The sequence below is a fragment of the Achromobacter sp. D10 genome, from assembly GCF_035282245.1.
Classification (GTDB): Bacteria; Pseudomonadota; Gammaproteobacteria; order Burkholderiales; family Burkholderiaceae_B; genus Achromobacter; species Achromobacter insolitus.
Map to the genome: position 1 here is coordinate 833782 of NZ_JAYJLE010000001.1, position 20097 is coordinate 853878.

The window sequence follows — 20097 nt, forward strand, 5'->3', positions numbered from 1 at the left end:
GGCGGCAAACAAAAAAATCGCCGCCGGCGCATGCGCTCGGCGGCGATCTTCTGGCTGAAGCCAGGCGGCGGGAATCAGCGCGGCAGTTCGCTGCTGCCCATCAGGAAGGCGTCCACGGAGCGCGCGCATTGGCGGCCTTCGCGGATGGCCCAGACCACCAGGGACTGGCCGCGGCGCATGTCGCCGGCCGTGAAGACCTTTTCGACGTTGGTGCGGTAGTCGTCGGTATTGGCGCGCACGTTGCCACGCGCATCGCGATCCACGCCGAAGGCGTCCAGCACTGTCTGAACCGGGGATACGAAGCCCATGGCCAACAGCACCAGATCGGCCTTGATCTCGAATTCCGAGCCTTCGACCTCTCGCATTTTCATCTGGCCGGTGGCTTCGTCCTTGAACCATTCGACGCGCGCGCCGACCAGCTTTTCGACCTTGCCGTTGCTGCCCGCAAGCAGCTTGGTGGTCACCGACCAGTCGCGCTCGCAGCCTTCCTCGTGCGAGGAGGACGTGCGCATCTTGAGCGGCCAGTACGGCCAGGTCATGGCCTTGTTTTCGGACTCCGGCGGCTGAGGCATCAATTCGAACTGCGTGACCGAGGCCGCGCCATGTCGGTTGCTGGTGCCGACGCAGTCGGAGCCGGTGTCGCCACCGCCGATCACCACCACGTGCTTGCCTTTGGCCAGCGTCTGGTTGGTAAGCCGGTCACCGGCCACCGCCTTGTTCTGCTGGCGCAGGAAATCCATGGCGAAATACACGCCCGAGAGCTCACGGCCAGGCACCGGCAGGTCGCGCGGGGTTTCCGAGCCGCCGCTCATCACCACGGCGTCGAACTCGGCCAGCAGCGATTCCGGCGTGCGGACGGTCAGGCCGTCGGCCACGGGGTCGCTGGGATTGCCAATGTAGGTCGACGGCGCGAACTCCACGCCTTCGGCTTCCATCTGCGAGATGCGACGGTCGATCTGGTGCTTTTCCAGTTTGAAGTCGGGGATGCCGTAGCGCAGCAGGCCACCGATGCGGTCGCTCTTTTCGAACAGCGTCACCGAGTGGCCAGCGCGGGCCAGCTGCTGCGAGCAAGCCAGGCCGGCAGGGCCGGAGCCCACCACCGCGACCTTCTTGCCGGTCTTGCGAGCCGGCACCTGCGGCGAGACCCAGCCTTCGGCCCAGCCCTTGTCGATGATCGCGTGCTCGATGGACTTGATGCCCACGGCGTCGCTGTTGATGTTCAAGGTACAGGCGGCTTCGCACGGCGCCGGGCAGATGCGGCCGGTGAACTCGGGGAAGTTGTTGGTGGAGTGCAGCACGTCCAGCGCGCGCTTCCAGTCCTGCCGGTACACCAGGTCATTCCAGTCCGGGATGATGTTGTTGACCGGGCAGCCGTTGTTGCAGAACGGGATGCCGCAGTCCATGCAGCGCGCCGCTTGCTGCTTGGCCTGATCGTCGCTCAGGTGCAGCACGAATTCACGCCAGTTCTTCAGCCGCTTCTGCGGGGCCTCGGAGGCCTCCTGCAGACGCTGAAATTCCATAAAGCCGGTTATCTTTCCCATGGTATCCCTCACGCAGCCAGTTGTTGCGGGTTGGCTGCACGCCACATTTCACCCAATGCGCGGCGGTAGTCCGTCGGCATGATTTTCACGAATTTGCCGCGCGAGGCTTCCCAGTCGCCCAGGATTTCGCGGGCGCGGAAGCTGCCGGTGTAGCGGAAGTGGTCTTCCACCAGGCGGCGCAGGATGGCTTCGTCCGTTTCGCGTTCACCGCCGCGCTGCGCGCTGTGCCAGACGTCGATGTTGTTCTGGGCGACCTGCTCGGCGTGCGGCACGATGCTTTCCAGTTCAACCATGGACAGGTTGGCGCGTTGCTTGAGCGTGCGCTCCGGATCCCACACGTAGGCCACGCCGCCGGACATGCCGGCCGCGAAGTTGCGGCCCGTGGCGCCCAGTACCACGACGGTGCCGCCGGTCATGTATTCGCAGCCATGGTCGCCCGTGCCTTCCACGACGGTGGCGGCGCCCGAGTTGCGAACCGCGAAGCGTTCACCGGCCACGCCGTTGAAGAAGGCTTCGCCCGCCAGCGCGCCATACAGCACGGTGTTGCCGGCGATGATGTGATCGGGGCCGAAACCGCGGAAGTCATTGGGCGAGCGCACGATGATGCGGCCGCCCGACAGGCCCTTGCCGACGTAGTCGTTGCCTTCGCCCACCAGGTCCATCGTGATGCCATGGGCCAGGAACGCGCCGAAGCTCTGGCCGGCGGTGCCGTTGCATTGGATGTGGATGGTGTCGTCCGGCAGGCCGTCATGGCCGTAGCGCGCAGCCACCGCGCCCGACAGCATGGCGCCGATGGTGCGGTTGCGGTTGCGTACCGGCACGATGAACGAAACCTTTTCGCCGCGCTCCAGCGCGGGCTTGCTGCGTTCGATCAGCTGGTGATCGAGCGCGCCGGCCAGGCCATGGTCCTGCTCTTCGGTCTGGCGCACTGCCGCGTCGGACTGGGTCTGATGGAACACGCGGGCGAAATCCAGGCCCTGGGCCTTCCAGTGTTCCACGCCCGAACGCATGTCCAGCAGATCGGCGCGGCCGATCAGGTCGTCGAACTTGCGGATGCCCAGCTGGGCCATGATTTCGCGGACTTCCTCGGCGATGAAGAAGAAGAAGTTCACGACGTGCTCGGGCTTGCCCTGGAATTTCTTGCGCAGGACGGGGTCTTGCGTGGCCACGCCCACCGGGCAGGTGTTCAAGTGGCACTTGCGCATCATGATGCAGCCTTCGACGACCAGCGGAGCGGTCGCGAAGCCGAATTCGTCAGCGCCCAGCAGCGCGCCGATGACGACGTCGCGGCCGGTCTTCATCTGGCCGTCGGCCTGTACGCGGATGCGGCTGCGCAGGCGGTTCAGCACCAGCGTCTGCTGCGTTTCAGCCAGGCCCAGTTCCCAGGGCGTGCCCACGTGCTTGATGGACGACACCGGCGAGGCGCCCGTGCCGCCGTCATGGCCGGCGATCACGACGTGGTCGGCCTTGGCCTTGGCCACGCCTGCTGCCACGGTGCCCACGCCCACCTCGGATACGAGCTTGACCGAGACCGAAGCCTTGGAATTCACGTTCTTCAGATCGTGGATCAGCTGGGCCAGGTCTTCGATGGAATAGATGTCATGGTGAGGCGGGGGCGAAATCAGGCCCACGCCGGGGACCGAATAGCGCAGCTTGGCGATGTATTCCGACACCTTGTGGCCGGGCAACTGGCCGCCTTCGCCGGGCTTGGCGCCCTGCGCCATCTTGATCTGGATCTGGTCGGCGGACGACAGGTACTCGGCGGTCACGCCGAAACGGCCCGAGGCCACCTGCTTGATCTTGGAACGTAGCGAGTCGCCCTTCTTCAGTTCGACGTCCGCTTCGATGCGGTCCGAGCCCAGCACGGACGCCAGCGTGTCGCCGTCCTTGATGGTGCTCTTGCCTTCACGCATTTCGGCGCGGTAGCGCAGTTCGTCCTCGCCGCCTTCGCCGGTGTTGGACTTGCCGCCGATGCGGTTCATGGCCACGGCCAGCACCGAGTGCGCTTCGGTGGAGATCGAGCCCAGCGACATTGCGCCCGTGGCGAAGCGCTTGACGATTTCCTTGGCGGGTTCAACGTCGTCCAGCGGAATCGCCCGAGACGGATCGAAGCGGAACTCGAACAGGCCGCGCAGGGTCATGTGACGACGGCTCTGGTCGTTGATGATCTGCGCGTACTCCTTGTACGTGCGGTAGTTGTTGGCGCGCGAGGCGTGTTGCAGCTTGGCGATGGAATCCGGCGTCCACATGTGCTCTTCGCCGCGCACGCGATAGGCGTATTCGCCGCCCGCATCCAGGTCGTTGGCCAGCACCGGATCGGTGCTGAAGGCGGCGCGGTGCTGGCGCAGCGCTTCTTCGGCCACCTGGAAGATGCCGATGCCCTCGATGTTGGAGGCAGTGCCGGTGAAGTACTTGTTCACCAGGGCGGTCTGCAGGCCCACGGCTTCGAAGATCTGTGCGCCCGTGTAGGACATGTACGTGGAAATGCCCATCTTGGACATGACCTTGTTCAAGCCCTTGCCGATTGCCTTGATGAAGTTCTTGACCGCCTTTTCGGGGTCGTTCATCTTGCCCAGCGATTCCAGCGCCAGGTAGGGGTGGATGGCTTCGGCGCCGTAGCCGCCCAAGAGGGCGAAGTGATGGACTTCACGCGCCGAGCCGGTTTCCACGACCAGGCCGGTATTGGTGCGCAGGCCGGCGCGGATCAGGTGCTGGTGGACCGCGGACGTCGCCAGCAGCGCGGGGATGGCCACGCGTTCGCTGTCGACCAGCCGGTCGGACACGATCAGGATGTTGTAGCCGCTGCGAACCGCGTCGACGGCGCGCGCGCACAGCGCGGCCACACGGGCTTCAATGCCTTCGGGACCCCAGGCGGCGGGATACGTGATGTCCAGCTCAAAGCTGCGGAACTTCTTGCCCGTGACCTGTTCGATGTCGCGGATCTGCGCCATGGCGGCGAAGTCCAGCACCGGCTGGGAGACTTCCAGGCGCAGCGGCGGATTGACGTTGTTGATGTCCAGCAGGTTGGGCTTCGGCCCGATGAACGACACCAGTGACATCACCAGCTGTTCGCGGATGGGGTCGATCGGCGGGTTCGTGACTTGCGCGAACAGTTGGCGGAAGTAGTTGTAGAACGGCTTGGCGCGGTCGGACAGCACGGCCAGCGGCGCGTCGTTGCCCATCGAGCCGATGACTTCCTCGCCTGTCGTGGCCATGGGTTCCAGGATGAACTTGTAGTCTTCTTGGGTCCAGCCGAAGGCCTGCTGGCGGTCCAGCAACGATACGGACGACTGCGTGGCGACGGCGGCCTGGCGCGGGGCCGGCAGCGATTCCAGCTTGATCTGCAGGCGTTCGATCCATTGGCGGTACGGACGGCTGTTGGCCAGTTGCAGCTTGATCTCGGCGTCGTCGATGATGCGGCCCTGTTCCAGGTCGATCAGGAACATCTTGCCGGGCTGCAGGCGCCACTTCTTGATGATGCGGTTTTCGGGGATCGAGAGCGTGCCGGCTTCCGAGGCCAGGATGACCATGTCGTCATCGGTGACCAGGTAGCGGGCCGGGCGCAGGCCGTTGCGGTCCAGCGTGGCGCCGATCTGGCGGCCGTCGGTGAACGCGACCGCGGCGGGACCGTCCCAGGGCTCCATCATGGCAGCGTGGTACTCGTAGAAAGCGCGGCGGCTTTCGTCCATCTGCGTATGTTGTTCCCAGGCTTCCGGGATCATCATCATCATGGCGTGGGCCAGCGAGTAGCCCGAATTCACCAGCAGTTCCAGGCAGTTGTCGAACGTTGCGGTGTCCGACTGGCCTTCGTAGACGATAGGGTACAGCTTCTTCAGGTCCTCGCCCAGCACGGCCGACTGCATCATGCCTTCGCGGGCGCGCAGCCAGTTGAAGTTGCCCTTGACCGTGTTGATTTCGCCGTTGTGCGCAATCATGCGGTACGGGTGGGCCAGCGGCCAGGCCGGGAAGGTGTTGGTCGAGAAGCGTTGGTGGACCAGCGCCAGCGCCGACACCGTGCGCGGGTCGGCCAGGTCGCGGTAGTAGCGGCCGACCTGGTCGGCCAGCAGCAGGCCCTTGTAGACCACGGTGCGCACCGAGGCCGAGGGCACGAAATATTCCTTGCCGTGCGCCAGGTGCATGTTCTGGATGGCGTGGCTGGCGGTCTTGCGGATGACGTACAGCTTGCGCTCCAGCGCGTCCGGCACCATCACGTCGGCGCCGCGGCCGATGAACAGCTGGCGGATTACCGGTTCGCAGGCACGCACGGCGGGCGACATCGGCATGTCGACGTCCACCGGCACGTCACGCCAGCCCAGGACGACCTGGCCTTCGGCACGCACGGAGCGCTCCAGTTCCTGTTCGCAGGCCAGGCGCGACGCCGTTTCCTTGGGCAGGAACACCATGGCGACACCGTACTCGCCGGGAGGCGGCAGGGTGATGCCCTGGTGGCCGAGTTCGTCGCGGTAGAGCGTATCGGGGATCTGGATCAGGATGCCCGCGCCGTCGCCCATCAGCTTGTCGGCGCCGACCGCACCGCGGTGGTCCAGGTTTTCGAGGATCTTCAGACCCTGCTGGATGATCGCGTGGCTCTTCTTGCCCTTGATGTGGGCCACGAAGCCGACGCCGCAAGCGTCATGTTCGTTCTTGGGGTTGTACAGGCCCTGCGCGGAAGGCAGCCCGATGCGGCTGGCATCGATGGGGGTCGCCTTGGGCGGGGGACAGGAGTCGATCGGGGTAATTTGGGGCATGGCGCGCTCCGCAGTGGGCCTGCGTCGTAATGTTGCAGTGCAGGAGACGGACAATACCCCCGACGGGAGTAGGGCGCAATAGGAATAAATAGGGTGTGTCCCTATTTATAATTGGGATGTGTCATCGGCAAGAAATTCGGTGACGCATCAAGAGCCGCGCCAAACGGGCTTTGCCAAGGGGGTCTGCACCAAGTGGGTGCGTCCGCAGCAGCCAAATGGTCATTTTTGGCTTTATGCGTCCCTATTTAATCAAGCGCTTTCAGTACATTTTCGAGTCGTCGGCCGTTGCGTGAATGCAAAGGTGCGCCATTGAAAATGCGGAACCCGCCGGATGGGCGGGTTCAAGGTCAGGATGAGGTCGACGTGGGGGGGGTCGACGGAGGCGACGAGTTCGGCTCTGTGTCGGCAGGGGTCGCGGCGGCAGGCTTTTTGCGCGGACGCCCGCGCTGGCCCGGGGCGACCCGGCGGCTCGCGGTATGGGCGAGGCTGGCAATGAAAGCCGGACCGCCCAGTGCCCATTGTCCGGAGACCGCCTGGTCGATGCGCTGGGTTTCCTCGCGCGACAGGCCGTCCTGCAGACGTTTGCGGTAGTTGGCTTGGCGGTCAAACGGGGTGTTGCCACAGGCCCAGTAGTCCGCGTGATCCGACTGCCATTGCGCGGGGGCCGCGGTGGTGTTGCCGGTATGGCTGGAAGCCGAGGACCAGGGCCAGGAATCGGGATCCTGGGAGGCGCCGCTGCGCACCGGATAGGTTTCGAGCCAGACCAGGGAGGGCAGCACCCAGGCGCCCGGCTCCAGCAAGGCGGAGCGGTAGCGTCCCGCGAAGACCCGGCCACCGCGCAGGCGCGCGGCCAGGTTGCGGCCCAGCGTCTGCATCAGGCGCGGCAGGCCTTCCTCGTCCGCGGGCGTGGCCAGCAGCAAGATGCGGTCGTTGGCCAGCAGCCAGCCGTGAACCGAGACCCGATGGCGTTGGGCGGATTCGCCCAGCCACGTGGCCAGCTGGTTCAGGATGTCGGCTGGCGCGGGTTGCGACGGCGCCGCCAGCGGCTGGATGAAGTTGGCCTGCACCAGTTGGGGCAGCCCAGGGGCGTACAGACGGGGCAGACGGGCCATAGTGTCAGGACTTGCGTATCTGGAAGAACGGGTTGTCTTCGCTCACGGTATATAAATAGTGCCACGGTGGGCGCCGGTCAAGTCCCGTGATCATGGTCGGGGCATGAAATCGCTTTTTTTTCTGCCGTTCGTACCCCATAAAGCCCAGGTTAACATTCGGCGACGGAACGTCGTACCGTGGGTATCCCCTAGTCCGCGGACGTTTTTTCCCATCTACGACCGGAGGAAAGCAATGGCAGTCGCCCTGGAACTCATTTCGCAGCATCGCTGCTTCGGCGGCTGGCAGCGCTATTACCGGCACGAGTCCGCGGAGATCGGCCTGCCGATGCGCTTCTCCGTCTATATCCCGCCGCAGGCCGAGCAGGGGCCGGTTCCTGTGTTGTTCTACCTGGCGGGCCTGACCTGCACGGAAGAAACCTTCATGATCAAGTCGGGCGCACAGCGCCTGGCCGCCGAACTCGGCGTCATGCTGGTTGCCCCTGACACCAGCCCGCGCGGGGCCAATGTGGCCGGCGAGGACGAAAGCTGGGACCTGGGCACGGGCGCGGGCTTCTACGTGGACGCCACCACCCCCGCCTGGCGCGGCCATTACCGCATGTACAGCTATGTGACGCAGGAGCTGCACGGCATCGTCACGGGCGAAGCGCTACCCGGCGACGCATCGCGCACCGGCATCTTCGGCCATTCCATGGGCGGACACGGCGCGCTCGTCCTGGCGTTGCGCAATCCCGGCAAGTTCCGTTCGGTATCGGCATTCGCGCCTATCGCCGCGCCCAGCCTGTGTCCGTGGGGCAAGAAGGCCTTTGGCGCCTACCTCGGCGACAAGGTCGAGGACTGGGCCGCCTATGACGCTTCCGAGCTGATGCGCGGCGCCACGAACCCCTTCCCGGCCGGTATCCTCATCGATCAGGGCGAGTCGGACCAGTTCCTGGCTGAACAGTTGTATCCCGAGGTATTCGAGGCGGCGTGCGCCGCTGCGGGCCAGCCGCTGAACCTGCGGCGCCAACCGGGCTACGACCATGGCTACTATTTCATCTCGACCTTCATTGAGGATCACATCCGGTTTCACGTCGAGCGGCTTGGAAAACCGGCGCCCTGAGGCCGCGCTTCTATACTGGCGGGCCTGCCGAGGCGGGCTTGCCTGCGCGCGCGTCGGCGCGCCGCCCGCGGTTTGTGCTCAAAAGGAACGCCTGATTTGATCAACGGAATCGCTCCCTTCGTCTGGATCCTGCTGGGTGCCGTGGTCGTCCTGCTGCCCGGGATCGTCATGCTGCTGGGCCGCGGAGGCCCGCGCGACGAACGTGGCCGCAGGATGTTTCAGTTCCGGCCGGTGCGCCGCCTGTTTGGCCTGATGCTGGTGCTGTTGGGATGCGTATCCGGTCTGTTGGCGCTGTCCCTGGTGCAGTTTTTCCGCTTGACGACGGACGAGCCTGTCGCGCGCATCGAGGTTCGCCAGGTGGCCGACGGCCAATTCCAGGTCAGCGCCAGCGCGCCTGGCACCGGGACCAGGCAGTACGTGCTCTACGGCGACCAGTGGCAGATCGACGCGCGCGTCGTGCGCTGGCGTCTGCCTGCATTGATGGCTGGCGTGCCCCCGCTGTACCGGCTGGAGCGGCTGTCGGGCCGCTATAGCGATGCGGCGCGCGAAACCTCGGCCACGCGTTCGGTGCATGCGCTGGACGACTGGCCGGCGCCGGATCTGGCCTCGTTGAAGAAAAATTTCCCGAACTGGTTCCCCTTTGTCGACGTCCAATTCGGCAGCGGCGCCTACATGCCCCTGTTCGATGGCGCCCGCTATCAGGTCCTGATGGATCCGCGGGGGGCGTTGTTCATCCGCCCGGATGGCGAATCCACTGCCGAAGGGCTGAAGCGCCTGGGATGGTAGCGAAGGCGCCCATCGCGCCAGCGGCACCCCGCCGCTAAAAAATAAATGGGGACATATAATGTCAAAGGAAACTTTGACGCGCCGCAATAGTCGAATTAGCACTCCCAATACTAGAGTGCTAACATCGAATCCATGTCGTTATCCCTTCGCCATCCGGAGATCCCCGCTATGAAGCAACCCAGTACCTCGTTGGCCGCTCCTGGCAACGCTCTGGCGTTGGCCATTGCCAATCCGGGCGCACTTGGCACGATCGACGCTTATATTTCCGCGGTTAACCGCCTGCCGGTCCTGTCCGCGGAACGCGAAACCGAGCTGGGCCGCCGTCTGCGCGACCAGGAAGACCTGGGCGCCGCGCGCGAACTGATTCTCTCGCACCTGCGCCTGGTGGTGTCGGTGGCCCGTCAGTACCTGGGCTACGGCTTGCCGCATGCCGATCTCATCCAGGAAGGCAACGTGGGCCTGATGAAGGCCGTCAAACGCTTCGATCCCGAGCGCGGCGTGCGCCTGGTGTCGTTCGCCGTGCACTGGATCAAGGCTGAAATCCACGAATACATCATCCGCAATTGGCGCCTGGTGAAGGTCGCGACCACCAAGGCCCAGCGCAAGCTGTTCTTCAACCTGCGCAGCATGCGCCCGGACGGTCAGACGCTGGATCCGGACCAGGTCGACCACATTGCGCGCGAACTGAACGTGCGCCGCGAAGACGTGAGCGAAATGGAAGTGCGCCTGTCCGGTCGCGATATGTCGCTGGAAAACCAGGACGACGACGATGACAGCTACGCGCCCATTGCCTATCTGTCGGACGAGGGCCGCCAGGAACCGACCCGCGTGCTGGAACGTGCCGCCCGCGACCAGCTGCAAAGCGCCGGCCTGACCGACGCGCTGGAAGCGCTGGATCCGCGTTCGCGCCGCATTGTCGAGGCCCGCTGGCTGCAAGACGACGGCGGCGCCACGCTGCACGAGCTGGCGCAGGAGTTCGGCGTGTCGGCCGAGCGCATTCGCCAGATCGAAGCGGCCGCCTTGAAGAAGATGCGCGGCAACCTCGCGTCTTGATTCCTGATCGACCTACGCAAAGGGCCGCAATTCGCGGCCCTTTTGCTTTGTGGACAGAGGGCGGCGGCGCATGAATAAATTGATACAAATTCGAGCGGAAATTTTGCGCGGCGCGAGAAACTTAATGCGGAAGGCGCCGCCTAACTTCATGTAGACCGCGAACTTCGGTTGGCCGTCTTGTCATCCGTCTCGGCTTCTCCTCTTTCCCCTCCCCTATGAGACGGATGCTTGCGGGGCACCATGCATATCTGGTGCCCCGTTTTTTATGGTGCCCCCACGCTGCGCAAGCTTTGCTTGCTTGCTGCCCCCGAGGGGGCTGGCCCGCCTTGGGGCGGCCCGGCGGCGGGCCGGCTATTTTTGCGGAGGCTGTGTTCACCCCCACGCTGCGCAAGCTTCGCTTGCTTGCTGCCCCCCGAGGGGGCTGGCCCGCCTTGGGAGGTCTCCACTGCCTACGCCGCTTGCGCTTTGTCCTGCGAGGTCAAGGCGGGATGCCACAGCGCATCCTGCACGCGGCGCACGCCTGTCGCCATCGAACCGTCCTGGTACAGCTTGATCCAGCGGTAGCCGGGGGCCATGTTGTCCACCACATGCTTGCCGTCGCGGATGCTGAACTGGAAGCAGGTCGATGGCGTGGCCAGCATGCGCAGGTTGTGGCGGCGACGGTCGAATTCGTGGTGCACATGGCCCCACAGCAGCACGCGGACCTGGGGCCAGCGTGTCAGCAGTTTGAATAGCGCCTGGGGGTTGTCGATCATCATCGAATCGTGCCAGTGGCTGTCGATCTGCATGGGGTTGTGGTGCATGGCGATCAGCGTATGGCGGCCCGGAGCCTCGGCCAGCGCGGCCTCCAGCAGATCGAGCTGGCTCTGCGGCAGGTGCCCGGCGTTGGAGTTGGGCACGGTGGTGTCCAGGGCGACCACGCGCCATGCGCCCACGTCGGTCACCGGAGCGGACCATTCAGGCAGCTCCTGGCGCATCACCGCCGGCAGGTCATGGTTGCCCGGCAGGCAGCGGATGCAGGCTTGCTCCAGGGCGGGCGCTTCGGACAGGACGCGCGCCAGCCGGCGATAGGCCGCGGCTTCGCCGTCCTGGGACATGTCGCCCGTGGCCAGCAGCAGATCGGGGTGCTTGCCGTCGGCTTCGATCTGGCGCAGCACCGCGCGCAGGCTGGCGTCCGTATTGACGCCCAGCATCGAGGTTTCCGGCTCGCCGAACAGATGGCTGTCGGTCAGCTGGACCAGCATGGCGGGCGCGTCGTCGCGCCGGGTCAGGGAATGGATCCGGGCCAAGTGCCGCTCCTGCAAAGTTTGTGCGATTCCACATTACCCAAAAAACATGGGCCGACGCGTATCGCAGGTCCGCATTGGGGTAACGAAACGTGCATTCTCCACGATTCCTGACGGTTTCCGGCCCGGTCCGACGGGAAAAAGCCGCTATTCTTGTGAAACTTCACACAAGCTCCACCAACAGACCATGGATGTAGGTTTTCTCGTATTCGGCTTGGCCGGTTTGTTAACGCTGGTCTGTTTCATGCCGCCGCTGGCCGGCCGCCTCAAGCTGCCCTACTCGGTGCTGCTGGCTATCGTCGGCTGTCTGCTCGGCATCATCGTGCACGTGCATGGCTGGGCGCCCAGCTGGATCGGCGATTTCCTGGATTCGCTGGAACGTTTCGAGATTTCGTCCGAAACCTTCCTGATGGTGTTTCTGCCGGTGCTGCTTTTTGAAACCGCACTGTCCATGAACGTGCGGCGCCTGATGGACGACATCGGCCCCATCCTCATGATGGCGATCGTGGCCGTGGTGGTCTGCACCGTGGTGGTCGGGGTCACGCTGGACGCCATTTCGTCCTACGGCCTGGTGGTCTGCCTGCTGCTGGGCGCCATCGTCGCCACCACCGATCCCGTGGCGGTGGTGGGCATCTTTCGCGAGGTGGGCGCGCCCAAGCGCTTGACCACATTGGTCGAAGGCGAAAGCCTCTTCAACGACGCGGCCTCCATCGCCTTGTACTCAGTGCTGCTGGCCGTGCTGGGCGGCCATGGCGAACTGACTGCCAGCGGTATTTTCAACGACTTCATTGTGCACTTCATCGGCGGAGGCATCGCCGGTTTCGCCATGGGTCGGCTGGCGTGCTTCCTGTTCGCCTGGCTGCGCGGGTTTCCCACCGCGGAGATCACGCTAACGCTGACCCTGGCCTATCTGTCTTTCTTCATTTCCGAGCACTATCTGAACGTATCGGGCGTGGTGGCGACGGTGATTGCCGGCCTGGTGGTGGGGTCGACCGGCCGCACCCGCATGTCGCCCACCACCTTCGAGTACCTGTCCAGCGCCTGGGAGCAATTCGGGTTCTGGGCCAATTCGCTGATCTTCCTGTTCGCCGCCATGCTGATCCCCAAGCTGATGGCGGCCGCGGATTGGCAGGAATTGGCGTTGGTGGCGGCGGTGTTCGTGGCGACGCTGGTGGCGCGCGCTATCGTCGTTTTCGGGTTATTGCCTTTGTTGGGATTGACCCGGCTGGGCACCAAGGTCAGTAATCCCTACAAGGTGGTCATGCTGTGGGGGGGCTTGCGCGGCGCCGTGTCGCTGGCGCTGGCGCTGGCCGTGACGGAACAGACCGGCGTGGCCGAAGAGGCGCGCCAGTTCATTGCGGTGGCCACCACCAGCTACGTGCTACTGACCTTGTTCATCAACGGCATCAGCCTGCGTCCCCTGATCCGCATGCTGGGCCTGAACCAGCTGTCGCCGGTGGAACGCACCATTCGCAACCAGGCGCTGGCCGTGGCGTTGGAAGACCTGCAGGGCAAGACCGAGGATGTTGCCCGGGCCGAGCATATCGGAACCGAAGTCCGCGATCGCATCCGCGCCGTGTTTGACGCCAGCCTGACCAGCGTGCATGACGGCCAGGTCAGCCAGATGACGGACGACCAGCGCGTGGCGGTGGGCCTGGCCATCGTGGCTCAGCGCGAAGAGGAAATGTTCTTCGACATCCTCAAGGCGCAGATCGTGGACTGGCGCATGGCCGAAACCCTGCTGGCGCGCGCGGAACGGCTGGAGGATGCGATCCGGCTGGGCGGGATCCCGGGCTTCGAGCGGGCCATCGTCGCCGACGTGCGCTATTCCACCGGCTTCCGCCTGGCCCTGCGCCTGCATTACCTGTTCGGCTTCCAGGGTTGGCTGGCGCGCGAACTCGGCCAGCGCTTCGCCAACCTCATGAGCAAGCGGTCGGTGGCGCAACGCCTGATCGCCTTCGCGCGGGAACAGATCACACCGCTGCTGGGCGAGGAAGCCACCCAGCGCATCGTGTCCCTGCACCAGCGCCGACTGGACCTGATAGAAAACGCCATGCAGGCCCTGAACCTGCAATATCCGTCCTACGCGCAGTGGCTGCAGGAAAGCTACCTGGGCCGCGTGGCGCGCGAAATGGAACGTATCCGCTACCGCGACATGCTCGAACAGTTCCTGATCAGCGGCGAGGTGTATGCGGACCTGATGGCGCAGTTGAAGAGCCGCTGGGCGCATATCGACAAGCACCCGCCGTTGGACATTGAAATGAGCGCCGCCGACCTGATCAAGCGCGTGCCGCTGTTTGAAGGCCTGTCCGCCGATTCGCTGCGGGCCATCAGCAAGCTGCTCAAGCCGCGCCTGGCCCTGCCGGACCAGCGCGTGCTGACCAAGGGCCGGCATGGCGAGGAAATGTGTTTCGTCGCGTCAGGCGCCGTGGCGGTGCACCTGCCCGACCACACCATGATTGAGCTGGGCAGCGGCGAATTCTTCGGAGAACTGGGCCTCTTGGGCGAAGAACAATTGATGCCCGAGGTGACCTCGCTGGGCTACAGCAAGCTGCTGATGCTCTCCTCGCGCGATTTCCACGCCCTGCTGGCGCGCGATGAACACCTGCGCGAACGCATCCAGGTCGTGGCCAAGCAGCGCCTGCGCGCGATTGAAGTGTGGAAACAGTTTTCGCAGGCCAATGCCGCGCCCGCGCCGGTATCGCCGCCGGTGTCGGCGCCGAGCCCCGCCCAGGCCGCCGAGGCTGCCGAAGCGGCAGGGGCTTCGTCCGGCACCGACGCGCAGGCGGCCAGCGAGGTCCGCGACGCGCAAGCGCCGGCCCAGAACGGCGCGCCGGACGCGCCATCGCTGGGAGAGCCCGGGGTCGTGCGGCCCTAGGCCGGGATTTCGCCGGCCGCGCGGCGCTGCATGATGTCTTCGATGATCACCAGCGCTGCTTCCAGCGTGAATTCGCCTTCCGCGACCTGGCGCACGGCGGTGGCCGCGTCGATAGTCGCGATCTCCATAACCTCGCCGTCCCGGTTGGCGGGTCGGACGTCGGCCGACAGCACGCAGGTGCTGGTGAGGACGTCTTCGACCTGATAGCCCTCGGGCAGGCGGCGATGGATGCGCAGGATCGTGCGCAAGGGCGAGCGCTGCGTCAGGTCGGGTTCGTCCAGTCCTGCTTCTTCGCCGCATTCGCGCACCAGCGCCAGCTCCAGGTCTTCGCGGCTGCTCGCCAGCCCGCCGACCAAGGTGTCCCACATACCGGGATCGGTGGATTTGCTGAGCGCGCGCCGCGCGACCCACAGCCGGCCATCCGGGGTCCAGGCGTTCAGATGCACGGCCTTGGTCAGCAGGCCCAATGGGCGCACGGCCGCGCGTTCGATCACGCCCAGCGGTTCGTCTCCGTCCAGAACGTCCAGCAATTCGTCGCGCCAGCCGCGCAGGCAGTTGGCTTGGCGCAACAGTTGCGCGGCTTGTTCGAGCACGTCGTTCAGGTTTGCGCCGGGTTGCAGGTCCGAGCCGATGCGCAAGGTGTCACCGTCCGCCGCGATACCGGGCGCGTCGCGCAAGGCGTCGCATGCCGCATGCGTGGCCCAGCCGCAGCGACGCCCCGCTATATATAAAGCGCGCGCGCCTTCTGGGGCGGGCTCTTGCGCGCGAGCGCACAAGTCGGCGTACAGGTCGGACAACTGCTTGGGCATCGTGAAACCGTAGTGATGAAGTTGCCGAGGATTTTATGCCACCCTGTTTGCAGCGCTTGGTCAAGGGGGCGCGGCCAGATGGGGGCAGGCCCGATGAATTCAAGGGCACTAACTTACATCTATTTGCGCGTCCGCTATAATCCGCCAGTTTCTTTGTGATTTCGAGTGGGAACGACAGGGGCCGCTCTATCTCCCTGCCACGCCCTACCATCTAATAATTGCGCGTTGCCCGGTTCCGGTGACTTCCGCCACTAGCGAACGGACCTTCGCGCCGTGTTTCGAGGTAAGCATGAAGAAGTGGAGAGGGATACTGGGGGCTTGTGCGATGCTGATTGGCAGCGTGGCAGGTGCTCAGGTGCAAGACATGCCCGGCGGCCCGAAGGTCAATCAGCTCAACCTGCATGAAGGCGTGACGGCAATCTCGCGCGACATCATGTGGTTGCATTGGATGTTGCTCACGATCTGTATCGTGATCTTCATCGGCGTCTTCGGAGTGATGTTCTACTCCATCTGGGCGCACCGTAAATCCCGTGGCCACAAGGCCGCGACCTTCCATGAACATCTGGGCGTAGAAGTCGCCTGGACCGTCATCCCGTTCATTATCGTCATCGCCATGGCGTTGCCCGCCACCAAGACGGTGGTGGCGATGAAAGATACCTCCAGCGCCGACCTCACCGTGAAGGTCACCGGCTATCAGTGGAAATGGGGCTACGAGTACCTCGATGGCTCGGCCACCGGCATCAAGTTCCTCTCCACGCTGTCGACGCCGCGCGCCCAGATCGAGAACCGCGAACCCAAGGGTGAGTTCTACCTGATGGAAGTGGACAACCATCTGGTCGTCCCCGTGAACAAGAAGATCCGTATCGTGCTGACCGCGGCCGACGTCATCCACTCCTGGATGATTCCGGACTTCGGCGTGAAGCAGGACGCCATTCCGGGCTTCCTGCGCGATACCTGGTTCAACGCCGACAAGCCCGGCATCTACCGTGGCCAGTGCGCGGAACTTTGCGGCAAGGATCACGCATTCATGCCCATCGTCGTGGAAGTCATGGCGCAAGCCGACTACGATAAGTGGGTTGAAGACCAAAAGAAGAAGATGGCGGCAAACGCCGACGATCCCAATAAAGAGTGGACGGAAGCCGAACTGGTTGCCCGCGGCGAAAAGGTTTTCGCGGCAAATTGCGTTGCCTGTCACCAGGCCAACGGCAAGGGCATCCCGGGCAGTTTCCCCCCGCTCGACGGAGACAAGGTTGTTCTGGGCCCGAAGGCGGAACAGATCAACACCGTGCTGAAGGGCAAGCCCGGCACCGCCATGGCGGCATTTGGCGGGCAGCTCAACGATGTCGAGATCGCAGCGGTCATCAGCTATACGCGCCATGCCTGGAGCAACGCAGGCAAGGGGCAGGACCCGACGGTTCAGCCGAAGGACGTGATGGCTGCGCGCTGATTGCGCGCGCCCAGTCACACCCTCGCAGAACCGGTTCCGTTTAGTTAGAGATACCCTGCCGGCCCCGTGGATCGGGCCCGGCACTCAGCAGGAAGGAGTCCATCATGAGCAGCGTCACTGTAGACCACGTGTCGCCGGGCCACGGCCACGGTCACGATGACCACCACCACGCCATCCCCACCGGCTGGCGCCGCTGGCTTTTCGCCACGAACCACAAAGACATCGGGACGATGTATCTCATCTTCTCGTTCGTCATGCTGCTGGAAGGCGGCACCCTGGCACTGCTGCTGCGCACCGAGCTCTTCGAGCCGGGCCTGCAGTTCTTCCGCCCCGAACTCTTCAACCAGTTCACCACCATGCACGGCCTCGTCATGGTGTTCGGCGCGGTCATGCCGGCGTTCGTGGGCTTCGCCAACTGGATGATCCCGATGCAGATCGGCGCCTCCGACATGGCGTTCGCCCGCATGAACAATTTCAGCTTCTGGCTGCTGCCGGTGGCCGCGATCATGCTGACGGCATCGTTCTTCGTGCCGGGCGGCGCCACCGCGGCCGGCTGGACGCTGTATGCGCCTCTGTCGCTGCAGATGGGCCCGGGCATGGACCTGGCGATCTTCGCGCTGCACATCATGGGCGCCTCGTCCATCATGGGCGCGATCAACATCATCGTCACCATCCTGAACATGCGCGCGCCCGGCCTCACGCTGATGAAGATGCCGCTGTTCTGCTGGACCTGGCTGATCACCGCCTTCCTGCTGCTGGCCGTGATGCCCGTGCTGGCCGCCGCCATCACCATGGTGCTGACCGACCGCCACTTCGGCACGGGCTTCTTCAACGCCGCCGCTGGCGGCGACCCGGTCCTGTACCAGCACGTGTTCTGGTTCTTCGGGCACCCCGAGGTCTACATCATGATCTTGCCGGCGTTCGGCATCGTGTCGGCCATCGTGCCCGCGTTCGCCCGCAAGAAGCTGTTCGGCTATGCCTCCATGGTCTACGCCACGGCTTCCATCGCCGTGCTGTCCTTCATCGTGTGGGCGCACCATATGTTCACGACCGGCATGCCGGTGACGGGCCAACTCTACTTCATGTACGCCACCATGCTCATCTCCATCCCGACCGGGGTGAAGGTGTTCAACTGGGTTGCGACGATGTGGCGCGGTTCCATGACGTTCGAGACGCCCATGCTGTTCTCGATCGGCTTCATCTTCGTGTTCACCATGGGCGGCTTTACCGGCCTGATCCTGTCGGTGGCCCCGATCGACATCCAGGTCCACGACACCTACTACGTGGTGGCGCACTTCCATTACGTGCTGGTGGCGGGCTCGCTGTTCGCCCTGTTCGCCGGCGCCTACTACTGGGTGCCGAAGTGGACCGGCCGCATGTACAGCGAAAAGCTGGGCAAGCTGCACTTCTGGTCGACGCTGATCTCGTTCAACGTCACCTTCTTCCCGATGCACTTCCTGGGCCTGGCAGGCATGCCGCGCCGCTATGCCGACTACGCCGGCCAGTTCACGACGTTCCACCAGATGGCCACCATCGGCGCGTTCTGGTTCGGCCTGTCGCAGCTGATCTTCCTGTGGGCGATGGTGCGTTGCTACATGGGCAAGGGTGAGCCCGCGGCGGCCAAGCCGTGGGACGGCGCCGAAGGCCTGGAATGGACGGTGCCCTCGCCGGCTCCGTTCCACACCTTCGAAACCCCGCCCGAAGTGAAGTAAAGCAGCCTTTCATGTTCCAGGTAGCACAGCAATGACACCCGAGCAGCGCCGCCGCAACAAAATCGCAGGTCTGGTCCTGCTGGCTTTCGTCATTGCCGTGTTTGCCTGGACCGTGCTGCGCGGCTCGGCCCTGCTGTCCGGCGTCGCCGTCAATTAGGCGCAGGCCATGAGCGACGACCTGCGCGAAACCTCCCAGCGCAAGCTGAGTTTCCTTCAGACCATGAAGGCGGTGGCGTGGGGGTTCTTCGGTGTGCGCAAGGGGGCGGGCCACCGGGAAGACGTCGCCAAGCTCAATCCGGTCCACGTGATCGTGGCGGGGCTGCTGGCAGCGGCTATCTTCGTTACTGTGCTGGTATTAATTGTGCGTTGGGCCGTTTCCAGCCTGACTTGAATCACTTAATTCTATAAATCTGTACCAGGGAGAAAGCCATGAGTGCAAGCCACTCGGTTCAAGGTAAAGAGGCACCGTACTACTTCGTGCCCGCCGATTCGGGTCATCCCGTGCGTACGGCTGTGGCGCTGCTGTTCATGGGCCTGAGCGCCGCGGCCTGGATCAACGGCGTCAGCTGGGCCAAATGGACCCTGCTGGCAGGTTTCATCGGCTTGATCGTGGTGCTGTACTACTGGTTCGGCGACGCCATCCACGAATCCGAGATCGGCCTGAACAGCAAGCGCATCGACGGTTCCTACCGTTGGGGCATGAGCTGGTTCATCTTCTCGGAAGTCATGTTCTTTGCGGCGTTCTTCGGCGCCCTGTGGTACACGCGCACGATCACTACGCCGTGGCTGGGCGATATGGATCACCGCCTGATGCTGTGGCCCGACTTCCAGGCCGTGTGGCCGAACTTCGGCCCGGCTGGCGTGGTTGAGCACTTCCAGACCGTCGGGCCCTTCTGGCTGCCCACCATCAACACCGCGCTGCTGTTGAGCTCCGGCGTCACGCTGACCATCGCCCACCACGCGCTGCGCGAGAACCATCGCGGCAAGACGATCTTCTGGCTGCTGGCCACGGTCGTGCTGGGCTTTGTCTTCGTGGCCTGTCAGGCTTACGAATACCACCACGCCTATACCGAACTGAACCTGAAGTTCAATTCGGGCGCCTATGGTTCGCTGTTCTACATGTTGACGGGCTTCCACGGCTTCCACGTGCTGCTGGGCGCCACCATGCTGACGGTCATCCTGATCCGCCTGATCCGCGGCCATTTCACGGCCGACCATCACTTCGGTTTTGAAGGCGCCGCTTGGTACTGGCACTTCGTGGACGTGGTGTGGCTGGGCCTGTACTTGTTCGTGTACTGGTTCTGATCGTTACGCGGAACAAATGAAGCGCGCCAGTTCTTATGCGAGAACTGGCGCGCTTTACTCATCTGCAATCGTCATGCATTGCCGGGAACCCGCGCCCCGGATGCCTATCTAAGGCCTGTGCTTTCGATCCAGCCCATGTGATGGGCGAACAGCACGAACAGAAACAGGGCCACCGATAATCCGATGCGCACCGTCAGTGCGTTGACCGTGCGGCTGGTGGTTCCTTTGTCCCGCATCAGGTAGACCAGGGCCGATGCCAGGCTGGCCAGAATCCCGATAAAGGCCAGGACGACGAAAACGCGCATGGTGGTCTCCGGACGA

At 64.2% G+C, this 20097-nt stretch carries 15 protein-coding genes; 9 read left to right on the top strand and 6 right to left on the bottom strand.

Annotated elements, in window-relative coordinates; genetic code table 11:
- Positions 1–74 precede the first annotated feature (74 nt).
- From VCS63_RS04035 to VCS63_RS04045, 3 genes are all read right to left on the bottom strand, one after another.
- Positions 75–1541 carry a glutamate synthase subunit beta gene (locus VCS63_RS04035; protein ID WP_063639216.1) on the bottom strand — a complete coding sequence of 489 codons (1467 nt, stop codon included), beginning with the start codon at positions 1539–1541 and terminating at the stop codon, positions 75–77.
- An 8-nt stretch (positions 1542–1549) separates the two neighbouring features.
- Positions 1550–6289: a glutamate synthase-related protein gene (locus tag VCS63_RS04040; protein ID WP_042795697.1), complete on the bottom strand. Its 4740-nt coding sequence runs from the start codon at positions 6287–6289 to the stop codon at positions 1550–1552.
- A 347-nt stretch (positions 6290–6636) separates the two neighbouring features.
- Positions 6637–7401, bottom strand: coding sequence for a hypothetical protein (locus VCS63_RS04045; RefSeq protein ID WP_063639218.1), 765 nt, complete (start codon positions 7399–7401; stop codon positions 6637–6639).
- Positions 7402–7633: 232 nt separating this feature from the next.
- Between VCS63_RS04045 and fghA the strand changes: the two genes are divergently transcribed.
- From fghA to rpoH, 3 genes are all read left to right on the top strand, one after another.
- Positions 7634–8500 (top strand): S-formylglutathione hydrolase, encoded by an 867-nt coding sequence (gene fghA / locus VCS63_RS04050; RefSeq protein WP_063961266.1) that lies wholly within the window; start codon positions 7634–7636, stop codon positions 8498–8500.
- Positions 8501–8596: 96 nt separating this feature from the next.
- On the top strand, positions 8597–9286 hold the full coding sequence (locus VCS63_RS04055) for a hypothetical protein (protein ID WP_323878513.1): 690 nt from the start codon (positions 8597–8599) through the stop codon (positions 9284–9286).
- A gap of 168 nt (positions 9287–9454) precedes the next feature.
- Complete coding sequence (gene rpoH, locus VCS63_RS04060) at positions 9455–10339, top strand: RNA polymerase sigma factor RpoH (protein ID WP_042795695.1); 885 nt, start codon at positions 9455–9457, stop codon at positions 10337–10339.
- A 449-nt stretch (positions 10340–10788) separates the two neighbouring features.
- Here the strand turns inward: rpoH and cpdA are convergent, their stop codons facing one another.
- Positions 10789–11628 (bottom strand): 3',5'-cyclic-AMP phosphodiesterase, encoded by an 840-nt coding sequence (cpdA, locus tag VCS63_RS04065; protein WP_042795694.1) that lies wholly within the window; start codon positions 11626–11628, stop codon positions 10789–10791.
- Positions 11629–11812: 184 nt separating this feature from the next.
- Here cpdA and VCS63_RS04070 point away from each other — a divergent pair, with 184 nt between their 5' ends.
- Entirely contained in the window at positions 11813–14503 is a 2691-nt protein-coding gene (locus tag VCS63_RS04070; protein WP_063639222.1) for a cation:proton antiporter, read from the top strand.
- Here VCS63_RS04070 and VCS63_RS04075 read toward each other — a convergent pair.
- The gene (locus VCS63_RS04075) at positions 14500–15312 is read right to left on the bottom strand and encodes an NUDIX hydrolase (protein WP_323878516.1); all 813 of its coding nucleotides are present in this window, start codon (positions 15310–15312) and stop codon (positions 14500–14502) included. The genes VCS63_RS04070 and VCS63_RS04075 overlap by 4 nt on opposite strands.
- Before the next feature lie 289 nt (positions 15313–15601).
- Here VCS63_RS04075 and coxB point away from each other — a divergent pair, with 289 nt between their 5' ends.
- From coxB to VCS63_RS04100, 5 genes are all read left to right on the top strand, one after another.
- Positions 15602–16759, top strand: coding sequence for a cytochrome c oxidase subunit II (gene coxB, locus VCS63_RS04080; RefSeq protein WP_042795691.1), 1158 nt, complete (start codon positions 15602–15604; stop codon positions 16757–16759).
- A gap of 104 nt (positions 16760–16863) precedes the next feature.
- The gene (gene ctaD, locus VCS63_RS04085) at positions 16864–18471 is read left to right on the top strand and encodes a cytochrome c oxidase subunit I (RefSeq protein WP_042795690.1); all 1608 of its coding nucleotides are present in this window, start codon (positions 16864–16866) and stop codon (positions 18469–18471) included.
- A 31-nt stretch (positions 18472–18502) separates the two neighbouring features.
- On the top strand, positions 18503–18628 hold the full coding sequence (locus VCS63_RS04090; protein ID WP_042795689.1) for a cytochrome oxidase small assembly protein: 126 nt from the start codon (positions 18503–18505) through the stop codon (positions 18626–18628).
- Positions 18629–18637: 9 nt separating this feature from the next.
- Complete coding sequence (locus VCS63_RS04095) at positions 18638–18862, top strand: DUF2970 domain-containing protein (RefSeq protein WP_013390978.1); 225 nt, start codon at positions 18638–18640, stop codon at positions 18860–18862.
- 38 nt (positions 18863–18900) lie between these two features.
- Positions 18901–19776, top strand: a complete 876-nt coding sequence (locus tag VCS63_RS04100; protein WP_042795688.1) for a cytochrome c oxidase subunit 3 — start codon at positions 18901–18903, stop codon at positions 19774–19776.
- 104 nt (positions 19777–19880) lie between these two features.
- Here VCS63_RS04100 and VCS63_RS04105 read toward each other — a convergent pair whose 3' ends face one another.
- On the bottom strand, positions 19881–20081 hold the full coding sequence (locus VCS63_RS04105; protein ID WP_006224570.1) for a twin transmembrane helix small protein: 201 nt from the start codon (positions 20079–20081) through the stop codon (positions 19881–19883).
- Between the last annotated feature and the right edge of the window lie 16 nt (positions 20082–20097).